Genomic DNA, 16,595 nt, shown 5'->3' with positions numbered 1-16,595 from the left:
GCCGCCACATTTGCCTTCACCGCACTTACCTTCTGCCGCATCAAGCTGGTATCCGGTTACTAGCTGTTGAAATTCAAATGGGTTTGCTTGTGCATCTGCAGAGGCAAAACTTGCAGAGCCAACAACTACTGCACCTAAGGTTAACGCGATTGAGTTTTTCTTTACTGTATTCATTGTATGACTCTCTTATATAAGTGTGTATTAAGATAACGCAAACTAATTATTGTCAATTATGCGTTGCTTGTATAATTAAATAGACCCGCTATCAAATAAAAACTTTCATTTATTTTCATTTTTTTTACTTTTAAATTTATACAAACAAATATGGGCAGTAATTTAAATTTTATCAAACCATACTTTGCAGGTACACTACGCACCCGTTTTTTCAATAAAAATACTCTATGAAACTTGTTTTAGCGCCTATGGAAGGTGTTGTTGATTTTAAAATGCGCCAACTTCTTACCAATATTGGTGGCTTTGACCTATGCGTAACAGAATTTGTTAGAGTAATTGATAAATGTTTACCGGCTAAAGTGTTTCATCGCTATTGCCCTGAGCTCAATAATAACGGTTTAACCAAAGCAGGTACTCCTGTGCGCGTACAGTTATTAGGGCAAGTGGCCGACGTATTAGCAGAAAATGCGGTTAGAGCTATCGAATTAGGCTCTCACGGTATAGATCTTAATTTTGGCTGCCCTGCAAAAACGGTAAATAAAAGCCGCGGGGGTGCTGTTCTGCTAAAAGACCCTGACCATATGTATGACATAATCAAAGCGGTAAGGGATGCAGTAGATAGTAAACATCAAGTAAGTGCTAAAATACGCTTGGGCTTTGATGATGATAGCAATAGCCAAGAAATTGTAGATGCCGTTGTAAGCGCAGGTGCAGATAGTATTGCAATACATGCCCGTACTAAGCGTGACGGTTATAACCCACCTGCTTATTGGGAAAAAATCCCCCCGCTAATAAAAGGTAAAAACATAGCCGTGGTTGCCAACGGTGAAATTTGGCAAGTGGAAGATGCCCTACTTTGCCAAACTCGAAGCCAGTGTAGCGATTTAATGCTAGGGCGCGGTGCGCTTTCTCACCCTGATTTAGCGAAAAAAATTAAAGCTCATGTTAATAATGAACAATATAATGGCCTAGAGTGGGAACATATAATTTATCATTTGATTCACTCTGCTATTCATCAAGACCCCACACAAGATGAAAAATATTTTGCCTCTCGTACTAAACAATGGCTGGGTTATCTAAAACGCCAATACCCACAAGCTAATGCACTATTTGATGAAATAAGACGTCTTAAAGTAAAAGGTGATGTAGCACAGGTTTTAAAAAAATACGCTAAGTCTCCGCAACTTGATTCAAATCATAGCGTATAAGCAGCGCAGCTCAGATAATACCGGTATAACGAAACGCTAAATGAAGGTTATACCAATATGCTTTATCAGCAACAACTGCACAGTGAAATAGCACACGTTAAATCAGTAATATTAGCGATGCTGAGCCAATCAGCACACCCTGCCCATCTTAAGCTACGTGACGTTATATTAACTAGCCAGCATAACGAATGGCTTGACACTGCCACCTACCACTTAGGTCCTGAATATCAAACTTTAGTTAATAGGCTGACAGAATTAGAAGCGGCAATAAGCCAAATTGATATTGGTCAATACGGCTATTGCTGCGATTGTGAAGAAGCAATTTCTGAGCGGTTACTTAAAAAAGACCCTGCAACACAGCGTTGTGAAATGTGCGCTAAGCGCACTTAAGCGTTTAAAGTGGTAATAGTTGCTCGGCAAAACTAAAAGCCTGGCCTGGGTAAAGCACACTATCTTCAACTAAATACTGCGCATCGCGCTGTGAAATAGCTAATCGTTTTACTAAGTTCACTTTTGCCTGAGATAAAGTCCATGCATGGTAGTGTATACCTACATCAGTTTCCATTAGCGCAAGCATTAGCCTTTTATCTTCTGGGCTCAGCTGGCTGTTTTTAGCCATAGCGGGCAACAGCATGTAATCAGTTTGCCAATCAATCCCTTTTACTTTTGGCGCCTTGCTTAAATATTGGCTAATAAACGAAGTACTATGATGCTCGTTATAGCTCAAATTAGGTGCAGTGTGCGAGTTCATTTGAAGATGCTGATTGATAGTATCAACCCATTGCAAAGGCGACTTAACTGCCCCACTGAAGTAATTTAGTTTACTTTGATACCATTCACTGCCATTAGCAAGACCACGTAAGCCAATGCTTCCCCTTGGTTTGTACTGGGCCAAGTAATCATTAAACTCTGCAATCTGGGCTTTTAAATCGCTTACGCTAGATTGTTTTAATTGTGACGTTTGTAAGTAGCCCTGCAGAAGGTTTAATTCAACCTTGTTTAATCTCAAATTGCTTTGCAGCGCACTATCTAATTGATCTTGAGTGAACTTAAGCCACTCAATTACCTCGTTAGCCTTAGTACTTTGCATTTGCGCTGATAATAAGTTCTCTAACACATTCACCTGTGCAGGCCAGCTGAAAAAGCGCTCAGGAAAGCGCTCAGCAATAATTAAGTAATTTAGCTGCTGTGTTTGCGCGTTTGAAAGAGTCATTGTTTGTAGGCGCTGATACATCTGATGACGAAGCGATAAATACGCTGAGGAAAAAGGCAGTACTTGCTCAGTGGATACACTTGCAGTGCGCACAGGCTTTAGCGCCGTGTTTAAACTTTTAATACTCTGCTGCGCAGCATCATAAGATTCAAAAGGCAGTGGTTGTTTTGAACAAGCAACCAAAAACAGACTAAATAGGACAGACAAAAGATGCGTTTTATTCATTATAAATTCCAATAAAAAAAGCCCCATAGGGGCTTTTTATATAATTGCTAAAACAAATTAAAGTTAAATTTTAACACCGTTGCGAGCGGCTTTATCTTTAATAAATGTAGACCAACCTTTAGCAAACTTACGTGTGCGTGGGTCGTCCATTGCTTTAGTAATAGCAGCATAAGCTTGCTTGTATTTAGCTTGGTAGTAGTACGCTTCAGCTAAATCTGAATAAATGGTGCCTTTTTTGTCAGAGCCAAGCTCTAACGCTTTGTTCAAACGAACAACAGCAGCACTAAAGTTCTCAGATTGTAAAAGTAACGATCCTGCTTTGCGGTAAAGCTCTGCATCGTCGTCAAATTTAGCAGCTTCTTCGTAGTACTTAGCAGCTTTTTCGATGTCTTTAGAACGGTGGTAGTTACTAGCAATTGCGTTAACATTTTGCTTAGTACGCTTAACTTTGTCTTCTTTAATCGCATTTTCAAGGGTTTTAGCCGCTTTAAATGGAATTTCGTTTAAAGAGTAAAAGTTAGAAAGTACTTTGTAATCTACTTCCGCTTCAAAATAGCCATTTTTGAATGCTACTTCCATGGTCGCTAGACCTTTAGAGTAGTCTTCGGTTTGTAGGTAGTATTTACCTAAACTAACCCAGGCTTTTTTGTCATCTGGCCAAACTCGTACAATCTCTTCACCAATTTTCACCATGTTGGCGTAATCTTTAAGTTCAAAGTAAGAACCTAATTTTAATTGGTAAGGGGCCTTGTTAGGCTCCTTTTGTAAAGAGATTGCCTTGTCGGCAGGTTTAAAAACATCACGAAACTGACCTAACTGATAGTTAGCTTGCGCGATACGAGTATACACTTTAGGGTCTTCTTCGCCGGTGAAGTCCATCCAAGCTGTATAAGCTTTTTTGGCTTCTTGGAACTTTTCAGTACCTGCGTATAAATCACCTAATAGCTTTAAAGTTTGCTCGTGATCTGCGAAGTTTAAAATATCAGGGGCAACAGCTTGTCTAGAGTATTTAATCGCTTCATCGTACTTCTCTTTTTGCGCGTACATGCTACCTAAGTAACGATTTACAGTCGCTTTATCGAAGTCGTTAGATGCGTCAATCTCTTTTAACAAGGCAATTGCTTCATCAATTTTGTCTTCATTGTACAAGTCAAACGCTTTAATTACCTTTTTACCAGTACGCTCGCCCATGATTTTAGTCTTGGCTTTTTTACGCTCTTCAATTTTAGCGTAATCCGGCGCTGCTAATACAGGTGCAGTTATAGCTGCACCTGACACAGACATAAGAATTGCAAGAGCAGTTACTTTAGATAAATTTCTCATTACTCGCCTCCTTAGCCTTGGTTAAGTTTAAAGTCTAGTTGAACTTGTAAACCAACTTGTTTCTGTGGTTTACCGTCAATAATTTTAGGACGGTATTTCCACTTGCGTAATGCACGTTTAGCTTCACGGTCAAAGATACGTTTTGGTTCTGCGTCAATAACTTCAACGTCAGTCACGCCACCTAACTCATCAATTGTGAACGAAAGTTGTACCCAACCTTCTTTACCATCACGCGCTGCTTGCGTTGGATATTTTGGTTCAATACGAACGATAGGTGTCGCATCACCATCTCGTCCAAATGCACCTGGACCACTTAGTCCACCAGCCGAACTTCCTACATCAATGCTACCCATGTTAAATGACATAGCACCAGGATTAGGATTGTTATTCTCCGGCTGTGGCGGCTGCGGTTTAGGCGGCTGCTTTGGCGGTGGCGGAGGCGGAGGCGGAACACGCTTCCTCTCCTGCACCTTAGATTCAGGCGGATTCGTCATTATTTCGACTATGATCTGCTCTTTTTGTTCAGTATTACGGTCAGCCCCACCAGAGATGAGGTAAGCCATGAAGTAGAACAAGCCGAAAGTAACTGCCCCACCTGCAATCAGTGAAAACAGAAAACGAATCATTACTGATCTCCAGCTATTGAAATTCTCAGGTTGTCACCTGTCGCTTTGATCTGGTCCATAACTTTAACCACTACGCCGTGCTTTGCTTCTTTATCAGCTTGCAAAATCACAACATCAGTAGGTTGTTCTGCTAATAAACTTTCGATTTTTGCTGAAACACGTTCAACATCAACTTGCTGTTTATCAATCCAGATAGCACCATCACTGCGAATAGCAACAAAAATGTTAGCATTTTTTTGCTTCGTAGCTTGGGCCGCTTTAGGTTTATTGACCTCGATACCAGCCTCTTTAACGAACGATGTAGTTACGATAAAGAAAATAAGCATGATAAATACGATGTCAAGCATTGGCGTCATATCTACCGCTGCTTCTTCTTCTTCACGAAAACGTTGTTTACGTGCCATATTTAATTCTCTCTCTAGTGATGAGGCATGCTATCTACAAGTTTGGCTTTCACCATTCTCGCTCTTGCCTCAAGGCGTGAGCTAAAGAAAACTCCAGATAGTGCCGCAACCATTCCAGCCATTGTTGGGATTGTTGCCATTGAAATACCTGATGCCATTAAACGTGCATTACCAGTACCTTGGGTTGCCATGGTTTCGAAAACCGCGATCATACCCGTTACAGTTCCAAGTAAGCCTATTAAAGGACAAACAGCTACTAATGTTTTAATCAACAACATACGCTGATCTAATTTTTCAGACGCTTCAGAAATCCATGCTTCACGGATTCTGTGTGCGTACCAAGACGTAGTGTCTTGGCGGGCATCCCACTTTGCTACAATATCCTTCGTTAAACGAGGAAATTCAGCAAGTAGGAACCAATAGCGCTCAATCATTAAAACCCACATAAGAAAGAGTGCTATCGCGACCACGTATAATACCTGGCCGCCTGTGCCAACAAAATCCCTGATAGATTCCCATATCTCCATCAGGACTAGCATTAGGCTTTCTCCTTCTCCGCGTGAGTAGCAACGATACCCGCGCTTTGCTCATCAAGGATATGTAATACTGACTTACTACGACCTGCAACAATTGAATGAAGTAGGATAAGTGGTAGTGCAGCAATTAGACCTAGCGCTGTAGTTACAAGAGCTAGAGAGATGTTACCAGCCATGATCTTCGGATCGCCCGTACCGAACAATGTGATTGTTTGGAACGTTAAGATCATACCGATTACTGTACCTAGTAGACCAAGTAACGGTGCGATTGCAGCAAGAATCTTGATGATGTTAATACCAGCTTCAACACGTGGCGTTTCACGTAAGATAGCTTCATCAAGTTTAAGCTCAAGGTTTTCAACGTCTTGGCTCTTGTTGTCATGGTACACTTTAAGAATACGACCCAGTGGGTTGTTTGTATTCGGTGTAGACAAGTTTTTAAGCTGAGACTTGATCTTAGAAGTAGTAAGCGCTAAGTCAACGAAACGTACTAAGAAGATTAGTAGACCAACAGCTAATAAAACTGTGATGATGTAACCAACTTCCGCACCTTGCTCGTAGTATTCCATAAGCGTTTTCTTCTGCGTGTTGATACGTAAGATTGCACCACGAGTCGGGTCAATGTATACGCCAGCGTAATTGTCAGAAGAAGTACCTTCAAGAGCAGAGATACCATCTAAAATGTAGCTATCAGGTTGTTTACCTAAAGGCTGAATAGATTTTGTCTCTGGCGAGTAGATTAAGTAACCTTCGTCAGTAACTAAGTTAAAGTTACCAATACGTGTTACTTGCTTAACTGTAGAGTTGCCGTCAAGACCTGACACTTCAGTTTCAAAAGTAGAAACTTTTGCTGACTCAGTCATTTCTGTTTGAAGTGCAATCCAAAGTTCTTCAAGTTCACGAACTGTTGGAAGCTCTTTAGCAGCTGCTAATGAACGAAGTACTTCTGCACGGCCTGGCTTTTCAGCACTTACTAGTGAAGCTTCGATAGAACCGATAGCGTCTTGCGCTGCACGACGTACAACACCAAACATTTCACCAAGAGTACCTTGTGCGTTTTGAAGCGCTTGCTCTTTTTCAGCTAATGTATTTTCGTTTTGTGCATATTGCTTAGCTAAGCTGTCACCGCGTGCTTTTTCAGACGCTAATTGGCTTTTTGCTTTGTTAAGTAATGCTTGCTTGTCAGCACGTTCTGATAAGAACTCTTGCTCACGTTGCTTATTGATTTTACCTTCAGAGATACGTTCTTGCTTTACTTGCTCAAGAATTTTATCTAAAGCATCAGTATTTGCATGTGCATTAAGCGCGGTACCTGCAGAAACAGATAGTACTGCTGCAACAGCAAAACCTTTAAATAGTTTCTTCATTATTCGATTACTCCGCGCCAAAGATTGGTAGTTTAACAAGTTCTAGTGTCGCTTGCTTACGCGCCATACGAATCACTTCTTTAACTGGTTTTAGGTATTCTTCACCTAATTCTTTCCACTCTTTAGTGTTGTTGTCCCACACCCAAGCGTGTTTTAAGTCAAAAGATTGTGCTACGTAAGTGATACGACCTAAACGACCGATATCAACGTTAATGTTTTTACCATCAACTTCTAAAGTACCTTGAGAAGCAGTTACAGCCGAGCTGTAAGCAGTTTCAACTGTGTATGCTTCAAGAACTTGGCGGAATTTCTCAGACGTCGTTACAGACGCAGAAGCCATGATTTCACGAAGTCTTTCTACACGAGCAAGACGAGAATCAAGATTGAACGGAACGTCCGCTTTGATGAATTGCTCAAGCGTATCGATCATGCGATACATCAAAGGCACAACGTTTTGTTTAGTGTTGTCGATAGTAGCGATTTGACGGTCAAACGATTCGATTGACGCATTTTGGTCAGCGACCAAACGTGCTACGTGATCGTTGTACACTTTCATAAGTTCAGTCTCATCAACAATACTACGGTACTCAGCGATTAGCTCTTGAGTTTGACCGTATACGTTGTCAATTTTAGTTTGAGACTTAACAGCAGCCTTTTGAATTTGCTGACCTGCTTTTTGCACGTCATTCAAAGGATCTGCAATCACATTGCTGCTTGCAAATGCAAAAGCGCCAACCAACGCAGATGCTACAAGACTCTTTCTGATTTTAACAGACATAGTTCCCAACCAATTAAGTAATGTTACTTTTATAATTTAATTATCAACCTTATTAAGGATGACAACCCTGATATCTTTTAATAGATATCAACCCTCCAATAATGCTAAATGCAATACGCCCTGTCAACTTGATGTTAGCTATTCTAAGTAAATAAATACCTTGAAAAAGCTAAAACTAAAGTATTACAAAAAATACTGTTAACATAAATGCAACCAGCATTAAGGCGTTTTAGCATTATATAGCCCCTTTAAAATTAAACACTAGTTAAAAATTAGACACTTACATGAAACAAAAATGCAACATCTAAACAAAACTGAATTGCACCTTAAAAAAAAACAAAAATAATAAAAATGTGACAAATTGATGAACTAGATTTGGTTAAATTAGGCTAAAAGCACATCTTAACTTGAAAATCCCGCGCTTCATCGTATAAAAATACAACAATTCGAAAGTGATTTTGAAATGATGTATAAATATTACTGCATTTAAGTTAATGGCTTTAACTTTGCTAAGCCCAAGTTAAGCCTTATTAAAGCCATAAAACACTCAGTTAATTACACGGTTTTTTAATACACACTATGCGTGTGGTAAATATATTGCTTAAGCTTAGTGAAAGTATATAGATTGTGAGCTGTTAATGTATTAAAGCAGCGTTGCTTTTTAACGAGGATATTAACTAGCAAGATGGGAAATATGTTAAGCGTGTTTGAAGCTATAGCATGAAATTAAATTTAAACGTTTGACTGTATTAAGGAGTGTAGAAAAATATTAGGGAGCGTAAAGCAATATTAGGGAATGTATAAACAATGGGGAAGATTTTGAGGAATTATGGTGAAACAGAAAACTGCTTCACCAAGATGAACTAAGGTTCACATAATTAAAATTATGCTACTTCTACGTTCTCAGCTTCAGGGCCTTTTTGACCTTGTTTGATGCTGAAAGTCACTGCTTGACCTTCGCTAAGAGTGCGAAAACCAGAACCAGTGATTGCGCTGAAATGTACAAACACGTCAGGACCATTTTCTTGTTCAATGAAACCAAAGCCTTTAGCTTCGTTGAAAAATTTTACTTTACCAGTAACCGACATACTAAATTTTCCTGTAAGTCAATAATTAAAATTCAGCCATATTATTATGGCTATATCCTCCCTGAGTCAGTGCCCAAAATTCTGGAGGTATAGTACAGGAACAAGTTTTAACCTAACCGGTAACCTTAAACGCAGCACAATATCCGTAAATTCAATACGCAAAAACTCAAAGCAAGTTAAGGTTAACACATTAATTTTTTTTTGGCTCTATTAATTAAGATTTATTTACTCAGAACAAAAATAAATAAAGCATTATGTGTAAGTGGTTATTTTTAAAGCTAAAATTGAACAAAAAACGGCAGCTTTGTTGCTCGTAATTGTAACAAAACATGTATAACAGCTTAGCTTTACAAATAAAGCCCCTCGTAAAGAGCGTTAAAACTCGCGTAAAGATTGAATTTCAAGCAAATAAAAAGCCGTACAGCAAGCTATACGGCTTTAATACAATGCTAATTTAATGCAGTTTACTTAACCTGCCAGTCAATCGTAGCTTCTGCTTTAATAGGCACAACTTGTGAGTCACCAAGCGTGTAACTTGCGGGGACTTGCCAAGGGCTTTTCTCTAGGATAATTGTATCGGTGTTACGGGCAAGTCCGTAAAAGTCAGGCCCAAAATGGCTTGCAAAGCCTTCTAGTTTATCCAGTGCGCCCGCCTCTTCAAAGGCTTCGGCGTAAAGTTCAATCGCAGCATGTGCTGTATAGGCGCCGGCACAACCGCATGCAGCTTCCTTTTTATCTTTATAATGTGGTGCTGAGTCAGTCCCCAAAAAGAACTTTTTATTTCCGCTTATAGCTGCCGCCATTAACGCTTGTTGGTGAATATTGCGCTTTAAAATAGGTAAACAGTAATAATGCGGACGTATGCCACCAGCTAACATATGATTACGGTTGTACAATAAGTGATGCGCGGTAATAGTTGCCGCCACATTTTGCGGCGCAGCTGTTACAAAATCAACGGCGTCTTTTGTCGTAATGTGTTCTAGCACTATTTTCAGCTTTGGAAAATCAGCGACAACTTCGCCTAAAATCGTCTCTAAAAATACTTTTTCACGGTCAAAAATATCTATTGATGAATCAGTCACTTCACCATGCACTAATAACAGCATACCCACGTCTTGCATCGCTTCTAGAACAGGGTAAATATTCTTTACTGATGTAACCCCAGAGTCTGAGTTAGTGGTTGCTCCAGCTGGGTAAAGCTTGGCAGCAACAATTTTACCCGTTGCTTTGGCTTTTTTAATTTCTTCAGGTGTGGTTTTATCTGTTAGGTAAAGCACCATTAAGGGTTCAAAGTTGCCCTGCGGCCCCGCTGCCATAATTCGCTCTCGATAAGCTAGCGCTAAATCAGTGCTCGTTGCTGGCGGTACAAGGTTTGGCATTATGATGGCGCGGCCCATGTAGCGGCTAATATCGCGTACTGTATCTTTAAGTTGCTCACCATCACGTAAATGGACATGCCAATCATCAGGACGAGTTATGGTTAATGTGTTTTTTGAATCGGTATTAATGCTCATTACTTTTTTCCACGGCTGAATTTATCCGATCATAGGCATATGGAAAGACCTAGTAAAGTGTTATCTAAACTATTGCCCTCTATGAGTGCTGCAAAATACTATTGAGTTTAAGTTTAACGACGATTACACCCGTTTAAGCGTTTTATTTTGAACATGCTTTAAATTTGGGTTAACTTATCGGTGCTAATACAAATAAAAAGAATAAAATTACCCTATGTCGAATCATATCGATACCTATAAAGCGCTCGAAGTTAAAACTGAACAGCTGAGCATAATAAATCAGTTTTCCTCAAGCTTATTACAACTCGATACCCTAGAAGAGTTATTTGAGTATGTAACCACTCAAGTAGTAAACCGCCTAGGGTTTGTTGATTGTGTTATTTACCTGGCTGATGAAACACGTTTACAGCTAAATCAAGTCGCTTCTATGGGCATAACCCACGCCAGAGACGAATACCAAGCAGAGCGCAAAGTTATTGGCTTTAACGAAGGTATAACCGGTTATGTTGCCCGCACAGGCACAGCTATTATTATTGGCGATGTCACGCAAGACCCTCGCTACATTGCTGATGAGCGCCCTGCTCAATCAGAGTTATGTGTGCCACTTATATACAAGGATCATGTTTTAGGGGTTATTGATTGTGAACATCCAATAAAAAACTACTTCACAAACGCCCATTTAGAAATATTAACCACGGTTGCGCACTTATTAAGTGCTAAGCTAAACCAAGTAAACACGGTTAATAGCTTAACGCACACAGTAAAACAGTTAAATGATGCGCAAAAGCTTGAAAACAGCTTACTGCAAATAGCTAACTTAACCTATAAAGCCAGTAACCTAGATACCTTTTTTGAATCTCTTCACAGCATAATAAATAGCTTACTTCCTGCAGATAACTTTTTTATTGCCCTTTACGATAAGCAAGTAGACATACTCGATTTGGTTTACATCGTTGAAGAAGGCATTCAAACGCACGCACACAAAAAAATATCAAAAGAGCAATTAAAAGACACAGCTTCGTATTACTTACTAAAATCAGACCGTGTGCTGCTATTAAATCAAAACGATTATCAGCAACATATAAATAACGGCGACTTTAAACTTGTTGGCCGTCTTTCTGAATCCTGGCTAGGTGTGCCTTTTAAAGCAAATGATAGAATAAGCGGTGTAATTGTTGTTCAAAGTTACGATAAAAAGCTGCATTACAACGAACACGACAGCGCCCTTTTAACCTACGTAAGTAGGCAAATTAGTATGGCCATAGATAGGCAGCTTGCAAGGCAAGAGCTTGAACACAAAGCATTGCATGATGAGCTAACAGGCCTCGCTAATCGCTCGTTACTTATTGAGCGTATTAAACATGCAATTTTGCGTTTATCGCGTGTTAAAAAAGGCACGAGCCATGCCTTGCTTTATTTAGATTTTGATCGATTTAAAAGTATCAATGATTCGCTTGGCCATGAGGTTGGCGATCACTTTTTAATTAAAATTTGTGAGCTCATAAAAGGCACCGTAAGAAACACTGATACGTTTGCACGCCTTGGTGGCGACGAATTTGCTATTTTTATGGAAAACATCACGCACAGAAACCAGGTTAGCGAAGCGTTAAAACGAATAAACACAGCCCTTGCTAAGCCACTTAATGTGGATAGTCATTTATTGCAAGCATCAACCAGCATTGGCATCGCCTTTAGTGAAAGCAGCGACGATAAAGCCTATTTGCTATTACAGCAAGCCGATGCCGCCATGTACGAAGCTAAATCAAGCGGGCGTGGCCAAGTTAAGTTTTTTAATAACACCATGCGTAAAAAGCTCAAAACACATGCCGATATAGAAAACGACTTACAACACGGCATTGAACACAACGAATTTGAGCTTTATTTCCAACCTATTTTTACTATAGCGACAAGCGAAGTTGTCGGCTTTGAGGCATTAGTGAGATGGCACCATCCTAAAAAAGGGTTTGTGCCACCAAATGAGTTTATTCCGATAGCCGAAACCACCGGGCAAATTATTAACCTCGATTTGCACTTGCTTGACCTCGCTGCACAACATATTGCGCACTGGCACACATTAGGGCATCGCTTTTTAAAAGTAACGGTCAATGTGTCATCGCGTCATTTTGCCAGTCTCGACTTTGTTGCCCAAGTTCACGCATTATATAATAAATACCAACTGCCTTTAGGGTCGTTGTGTTTAGAAATCACTGAATCAGGGCTTATTGCTAACCTTGATTTAGCAACTCAAATAATAGAAGGGCTAGCCCCACTTAAAGTGAAGTTATGCTTGGATGACTTTGGTACTGGATACTCAGCACTTGGTTACTTACACCAATTACCTATTCATATTTTAAAAATAGATAAAAGCTTTATAGATCACCTCAACAAAACCAATAACCCATTAGTAGAGGCCATTCTCTCATTAGCGCAATCACTAAACTTTGAAGTTGTGGCTGAGGGAATCGAAACCCAAGAGCAACTAAATATTTTACAAGCCACTCAATGTAATTACGGGCAAGGCTTTTTAAAGTCAAAACCAGTTACAGCACAACACGCCATTAAGCTTATCCACAAACCGCTGTAGTAGCTGGTATCCAAAGGCTTACTTTTTCACAACCAAAAAGGTGTAAAAAGTAAGCCCCGTAATACCCATCCGTTTATTTAAGCGCTCAAGTTTTAAAGCAATAAAAACATATTATTACTGTTTAAGCTTTAGCCCATTAAAAACATACCTATGATTGCGCGTTGTGATAATTACTTATCCCTTTTAAATACCAGTGCCATTTATTGAGCTGCCCTGCCCATAACGCGCTTTACAAAGCCGCTGTATAACCCAACAAAACAACTTGAGCTAAACTCATGCCAAACTCATCAAACCAGTAGTAACCATAGTACCCACATTAGTTAATTTAACTTTAAGGGGTTATTTTAGTAATTAATAGATTATTTTAGCCATCTAGACGTTGAAACGTTTTTTGTAAAGGCGTAGTATGTAGTCAATCTGAGCCAAACTCACCTTTCCCTTGAGAATTATTAAAGATGATTGATATAAAACACCTTAAAACTATTGCGACATTAAAAGACACCGGATCGTTAGTTAATACAGCCCGCGAATTATTTTTAACGCAATCAGCTTTATCTCATCAAATTAAAGACTTAGAAAACAAATTAGACTGCCAATTATTTGAAAGAAAAACGCAACCTGTGCGCTTTACGCCACAAGGAATGCTATTACTCGAACTTGCCAACGAAGTTTTACCTAAAGTAGAAGCCACTAAGTGCCGTTTAAAAGAAAGCCTTAATCAACCTATTTCTCAACTGCGCTTAAGTGTTGAATGCCATGCGTGTTTTCATTGGCTGCTGCCTACTATTAAAGAATTTAATAATTTTTGGCCAGATATTAAAATTGACTACGAACGCGGCTTTAGCTACGACGCTATACCAGATTTACTCAACGATGAGCTCGACTTAGTATTGACCTCAGATATACGCGATCCTGATAAACTTGAATACGCTCACTTATTTGATTTTAAATTAAAGCTTATCGTCGCCCCTGATCACGACCTAGCTAAAAAAGCATATGTAACGGCGCTTGATTTAAAAAACGAAACCATTATTTCGTATCCTATTCCGCGCGAGCGACAAGATATATTTAAACACTTTATTCAAAATGCCCGCTTTGACGGCACCTTAAAAAATGTAGACCAAGGCTTATTAATTTTTCAGCTAGTGAGTGCAGGAATGGGTGTAGCAGCGCTGCCTGATTGGTTGGTAACACCTTACGAAAGCCAAGGTTTAATTAAATCAATCCCGCTTGGTGCACTAGGCCTAACCCGCCCTATGTACCTAGCAATGAAAAAAGACATGAAAGACAACCCCGTTTATCGCCATTTTTTAAATACCTGTAAGCAAAATAACGGTCGATAAATCACAAACGAATAAGTAACATAAGGCCTATTGTGTTTTATGTTACTTGTTATGTTTGAATTAAAAAAATTATTAGGTGGCTTAATTATGCCGCTACCGCTATTTGGTTTACTTGCGTTTGTAATGCTAGTTTTGGCGTTTCGTGCACGTAGGTCTGCTTTAGTGATCGCAAGCTTAAGTATATTGGTGCTTTTAGTGTTAAGTACGCCGTTTGCGTTTGCTGCGCATCAACTGATTAAAAACAATGAGCCCGTGTCATTGGCCTTTAATGCACTAAAACACCCAACCCTTGATAAAATTGTTGTGCTGGGTTGCGACATAAACCCTAACCCCGCTTTAAGCGCTAATAATCAGCTAGGAAATTGTGCGCTTACTCGCTTGGTAGAAGGGGTTAAGCTTGCAAAAAAATACCCTAATGCAACGCTTATCGTATCTGGCGGTGGCTATAACAAAATAACAAATAGCGCGTTAATGAGCCAAACAGCTATAAATTTAGGGGTGAGTAAAAACCGCATAAAACAAAACCCACAGGCAATAGATACAGCCGCAGAAGCCAAACTCCTCGCGCCTAAGCTCGTTGATTTTAAGGTTGCACTGGTTACGTCTGTGCTACATATGCCGCGCTCAATAAACTTGTTTAATGCCCAAGGCATTGAGGTAATTCCTGCCGCTACGGATTATCACAATTTTGCGGCTTTACCTTTGTATAAACAATTTATACCAAATGCTGAGGCATTACGTGTAGTAACGCAATATGCCCATGAAGTGATTGGGAATGCTTGGATAAGTATGCGCCGCTGGATAAACCCAGAGGCGCTGTAGAGTATATAAATTTATACTGGGTTATCTATATCTATAAAGCTCACATCAAAACCATGTTCTTTAGCAAGTAGTTCACCAAGGGCTTTAATTCCGTAACGCTCGGTTGCATGATGCCCTGCTGCAAAAAAGTCTATATTTTGCTCTCGCGAGCTGTGAATAGTTTGCTCTGAGGCTTCACCCGTTAGGTATGCATCAATCCCCTGCTCTGCTGCTAAATCGATATAACCTTGCCCGCCTCCTGTACACAGGGCAATGGTGTTAATTTTTTCATCGCGTACAACACTACTTAAAGGTTCGCGGTTTAAAACTTTGGCTATTTTATTTGCAAACTCGCTACCTGTAAGCGGAGTTTTTAACCGTCCTTTCATAGCAACGCTATTAGTAACGGGTTCAAGCCCTGTCTCTATTTCAATATCGAGCAAATTAGCAAGCTGGGCGTTGTTACCTATAACAGGGTGAATATCAAGCGGTAAATGATAGGCAAATAAATTAATATCGTGCGCTAACAAAGCCCCAATACGGCGTTTTTTCATGCCTGTAATAGGTTGCGATTCACCTTTCCAAAAATAACCATGGTGAACCAAAACAGCATCGGCTTTTTTTTCTATTGCTGCATCAATGAGTGCTTGGCTTGCAGTCACCCCCGTAACAATCGTTCTAATTTCATTTTTACCTTCGACTTGCAGCCCATTAGGACAAAAATCTTTAATTGTGTGAGGCTTTAAAATGTCGTTTAACAGTTGGTTAAATTCTCTACGTTGCATACTTATTACCTTACTCAGCACTGAATTTTGTGCAAATTTTGGCGTTTATGGGGCTAAAATGGAAGGAAAATCGCAAAAAATTGAAAAACAGTTGGAAAATAGGTATAAATACGGCTTCTTTATCTGTGTTCACAACGTATAGGGTCTCTGATGAGCAAACTAGACAAAACAGAAGTTTTATCTGCCTTTGAAGCTGCATATGAAGCTGCCAATGGTAAAAAACCTGAAATTACTACAAAACCTGGCTGGTACAGCATCGATGGTGGCAAAAACTTACGCCTAGCTGATGTAGCAGAGCTAACGAAAGAATTAAGCTCTGGCAAATCGCCTGCACAAGCTGAGCAAAAAGCGCCTGCGAAAAAAACTAAAACTAAAGCTGCTGCGCCTGTTAAAGCACAAAAAACAGCGCCGTTTACTGTTGTAACACAAAGCGAAGACGGCTACACAGCTGAAGAGCTTTGGATTGTTGAGCTTGCAAGTAAAGATCACGACTGTCGCTTACCGCGCGGTGTTGTTTAAACAACATGTGATTAATAAAAAAGCCGCGTTAAGCGGTTTTTTTGTGCCTGTTTATCACCTTCTATCAATTCGCTTTATTAAATAATTTATTTTGAGCTAAAAAAAAG

Annotated in this window: 17 protein-coding genes; 6 read left to right on the top strand and 11 right to left on the bottom strand. The window is 39.7% G+C overall.

Annotation, left to right across the window (positions count from 1 at the left end; translation table 11 throughout):
* Nucleotides 1–174, bottom strand: a 174-nt coding sequence (locus CWC04_RS20085; RefSeq protein WP_483313110.1) for an HvfA family oxazolone/thioamide-modified RiPP metallophore, incomplete at its 3' end; no start/stop codon positions are given.
* 227 nt (nt 175–401) lie between these two features.
* Between CWC04_RS20085 and CWC04_RS15425 the strand changes: the two genes are divergently transcribed.
* Together CWC04_RS15425 and CWC04_RS15420 are read left to right on the top strand one after the other, a co-directional pair.
* Nucleotides 402–1,382, top strand: coding sequence for a tRNA-dihydrouridine synthase (locus CWC04_RS15425; RefSeq protein ID WP_054983096.1), 981 nt, complete (start codon nt 402–404; stop codon nt 1,380–1,382).
* A 57-nt stretch (nt 1,383–1,439) separates the two neighbouring features.
* Nucleotides 1,440–1,772 carry a TraR/DksA C4-type zinc finger protein gene (locus CWC04_RS15420; protein ID WP_004588130.1) on the top strand — a complete coding sequence of 111 codons (333 nt, stop codon included), beginning with the start codon at nt 1,440–1,442 and terminating at the stop codon, nt 1,770–1,772.
* Nucleotides 1,773–1,776: 4 nt separating this feature from the next.
* Here CWC04_RS15420 and CWC04_RS15415 read toward each other — a convergent pair whose 3' ends face one another.
* From CWC04_RS15415 to pyrC, 9 genes are all read right to left on the bottom strand, one after another.
* On the bottom strand, nt 1,777–2,820 hold the full coding sequence (locus CWC04_RS15415; RefSeq protein ID WP_138685838.1) for a hypothetical protein: 1,044 nt from the start codon (nt 2,818–2,820) through the stop codon (nt 1,777–1,779).
* Between the two features lie 63 nt (nt 2,821–2,883).
* Nucleotides 2,884–4,143, bottom strand: coding sequence for a tetratricopeptide repeat protein (locus CWC04_RS15410; RefSeq protein WP_004588132.1), 1,260 nt, complete (start codon nt 4,141–4,143; stop codon nt 2,884–2,886).
* A gap of 11 nt (nt 4,144–4,154) precedes the next feature.
* Nucleotides 4,155–4,769: an energy transducer TonB gene (locus CWC04_RS15405; protein ID WP_126007517.1), complete on the bottom strand. Its 615-nt coding sequence runs from the start codon at nt 4,767–4,769 to the stop codon at nt 4,155–4,157.
* On the bottom strand, nt 4,769–5,173 hold the full coding sequence (locus tag CWC04_RS15400; protein ID WP_004588134.1) for an ExbD/TolR family protein: 405 nt from the start codon (nt 5,171–5,173) through the stop codon (nt 4,769–4,771). Before CWC04_RS15400 ends, CWC04_RS15405 begins: the two co-directional genes overlap by 1 nt.
* 14 nt (nt 5,174–5,187) lie before the next feature.
* A complete protein-coding gene (locus tag CWC04_RS15395; RefSeq protein WP_004588135.1) occupies nt 5,188–5,712 on the bottom strand; it encodes a MotA/TolQ/ExbB proton channel family protein in 525 nt (174 codons plus the stop codon).
* Nucleotides 5,712–7,076 carry a MotA/TolQ/ExbB proton channel family protein gene (locus CWC04_RS15390; protein WP_004588136.1) on the bottom strand — a complete coding sequence of 455 codons (1,365 nt, stop codon included), beginning with the start codon at nt 7,074–7,076 and terminating at the stop codon, nt 5,712–5,714. The genes CWC04_RS15395 and CWC04_RS15390 overlap by 1 nt, the downstream gene beginning before the upstream one ends.
* Nucleotides 7,077–7,083: 7 nt before the next feature.
* Nucleotides 7,084–7,854 (bottom strand): DUF3450 domain-containing protein, encoded by a 771-nt coding sequence (locus tag CWC04_RS15385; protein WP_004588137.1) that lies wholly within the window; start codon nt 7,852–7,854, stop codon nt 7,084–7,086.
* A gap of 884 nt (nt 7,855–8,738) precedes the next feature.
* Nucleotides 8,739–8,942, bottom strand: coding sequence for a cold-shock protein (locus tag CWC04_RS15380; protein WP_004588138.1), 204 nt, complete (start codon nt 8,940–8,942; stop codon nt 8,739–8,741).
* Between the two features lie 464 nt (nt 8,943–9,406).
* Entirely contained in the window at nt 9,407–10,456 is a 1,050-nt protein-coding gene (pyrC, locus tag CWC04_RS15375; RefSeq protein ID WP_138685837.1) for a dihydroorotase, read from the bottom strand.
* 214 nt (nt 10,457–10,670) lie between these two features.
* Here pyrC and CWC04_RS15370 point away from each other — a divergent pair, with 214 nt between their 5' ends.
* The 3 genes from CWC04_RS15370 to CWC04_RS15360 all read left to right on the top strand — a co-directional run bounded on the left by CWC04_RS15370 (nt 10,671) and on the right by CWC04_RS15360 (nt 15,205).
* Nucleotides 10,671–13,040 carry a bifunctional diguanylate cyclase/phosphodiesterase gene (locus tag CWC04_RS15370; RefSeq protein WP_138685836.1) on the top strand — a complete coding sequence of 790 codons (2,370 nt, stop codon included), beginning with the start codon at nt 10,671–10,673 and terminating at the stop codon, nt 13,038–13,040.
* A 455-nt stretch (nt 13,041–13,495) separates the two neighbouring features.
* Entirely contained in the window at nt 13,496–14,383 is an 888-nt protein-coding gene (locus tag CWC04_RS15365; RefSeq protein ID WP_004588141.1) for a LysR substrate-binding domain-containing protein, read from the top strand.
* A 51-nt stretch (nt 14,384–14,434) separates the two neighbouring features.
* Nucleotides 14,435–15,205 (top strand): YdcF family protein, encoded by a 771-nt coding sequence (locus tag CWC04_RS15360; RefSeq protein ID WP_249326167.1) that lies wholly within the window; start codon nt 14,435–14,437, stop codon nt 15,203–15,205.
* A gap of 11 nt (nt 15,206–15,216) precedes the next feature.
* Here CWC04_RS15360 and CWC04_RS15355 read toward each other — a convergent pair whose 3' ends face one another.
* Nucleotides 15,217–15,969: a Nif3-like dinuclear metal center hexameric protein gene (locus CWC04_RS15355; RefSeq protein ID WP_055254995.1), complete on the bottom strand. Its 753-nt coding sequence runs from the start codon at nt 15,967–15,969 to the stop codon at nt 15,217–15,219.
* A 150-nt stretch (nt 15,970–16,119) separates the two neighbouring features.
* Here CWC04_RS15355 and CWC04_RS15350 point away from each other — a divergent pair, with 150 nt between their 5' ends.
* Complete coding sequence (locus CWC04_RS15350) at nt 16,120–16,488, top strand: hypothetical protein (RefSeq protein WP_004588144.1); 369 nt, start codon at nt 16,120–16,122, stop codon at nt 16,486–16,488.
* Nucleotides 16,489–16,595 lie beyond the last annotated feature (107 nt).

The organism is Pseudoalteromonas sp. S2893 (assembly GCF_005887105.1).
Taxonomy (GTDB): Bacteria; Pseudomonadota; Gammaproteobacteria; order Enterobacterales; family Alteromonadaceae; genus Pseudoalteromonas; species Pseudoalteromonas atlantica.
Note: the sequence above shows the minus strand (reverse complement) of the source record. Positions and strands in the feature narration are given on the sequence as shown.

What these genes read in the sequence shown, in the direction of transcription:
- CWC04_RS15410 (WP_004588132.1), bottom strand. Translation starts at nt 4,143, where the DNA reads ATGAGAAATTTATCTAAAGTAACTGCTCTTGCAATTCTTATGTCTGTG.
- CWC04_RS15395 (WP_004588135.1), bottom strand. Translation starts at nt 5,712, where the DNA reads ATGCTAGTCCTGATGGAGATATGGGAATCTATCAGGGATTTTGTTGGC.
- CWC04_RS15360 (WP_249326167.1), top strand. Translation starts at nt 14,435, where the DNA reads ATGTTTGAATTAAAAAAATTATTAGGTGGCTTAATTATGCCGCTACCG.
- CWC04_RS15405 (WP_126007517.1), bottom strand. Translation starts at nt 4,769, where the DNA reads ATGATTCGTTTTCTGTTTTCACTGATTGCAGGTGGGGCAGTTACTTTC.
- CWC04_RS15390 (WP_004588136.1), bottom strand. Translation starts at nt 7,076, where the DNA reads ATGAAGAAACTATTTAAAGGTTTTGCTGTTGCAGCAGTACTATCTGTT.
- CWC04_RS15350 (WP_004588144.1), top strand. Translation starts at nt 16,120, where the DNA reads ATGAGCAAACTAGACAAAACAGAAGTTTTATCTGCCTTTGAAGCTGCA.
- CWC04_RS15355 (WP_055254995.1), bottom strand. Translation starts at nt 15,969, where the DNA reads ATGCAACGTAGAGAATTTAACCAACTGTTAAACGACATTTTAAAGCCT.
- CWC04_RS15425 (WP_054983096.1), top strand. Translation starts at nt 402, where the DNA reads ATGAAACTTGTTTTAGCGCCTATGGAAGGTGTTGTTGATTTTAAAATG.
- pyrC (WP_138685837.1), bottom strand. Translation starts at nt 10,456, where the DNA reads ATGAGCATTAATACCGATTCAAAAAACACATTAACCATAACTCGTCCT.
- CWC04_RS15420 (WP_004588130.1), top strand. Translation starts at nt 1,440, where the DNA reads ATGCTTTATCAGCAACAACTGCACAGTGAAATAGCACACGTTAAATCA.
- CWC04_RS15365 (WP_004588141.1), top strand. Translation starts at nt 13,496, where the DNA reads ATGATTGATATAAAACACCTTAAAACTATTGCGACATTAAAAGACACC.
- CWC04_RS15370 (WP_138685836.1), top strand. Translation starts at nt 10,671, where the DNA reads ATGTCGAATCATATCGATACCTATAAAGCGCTCGAAGTTAAAACTGAA.
- CWC04_RS15415 (WP_138685838.1), bottom strand. Translation starts at nt 2,820, where the DNA reads ATGAATAAAACGCATCTTTTGTCTGTCCTATTTAGTCTGTTTTTGGTT.
- CWC04_RS15400 (WP_004588134.1), bottom strand. Translation starts at nt 5,173, where the DNA reads ATGGCACGTAAACAACGTTTTCGTGAAGAAGAAGAAGCAGCGGTAGAT.
- CWC04_RS15380 (WP_004588138.1), bottom strand. Translation starts at nt 8,942, where the DNA reads ATGTCGGTTACTGGTAAAGTAAAATTTTTCAACGAAGCTAAAGGCTTT.
- CWC04_RS15385 (WP_004588137.1), bottom strand. Translation starts at nt 7,854, where the DNA reads ATGTCTGTTAAAATCAGAAAGAGTCTTGTAGCATCTGCGTTGGTTGGC.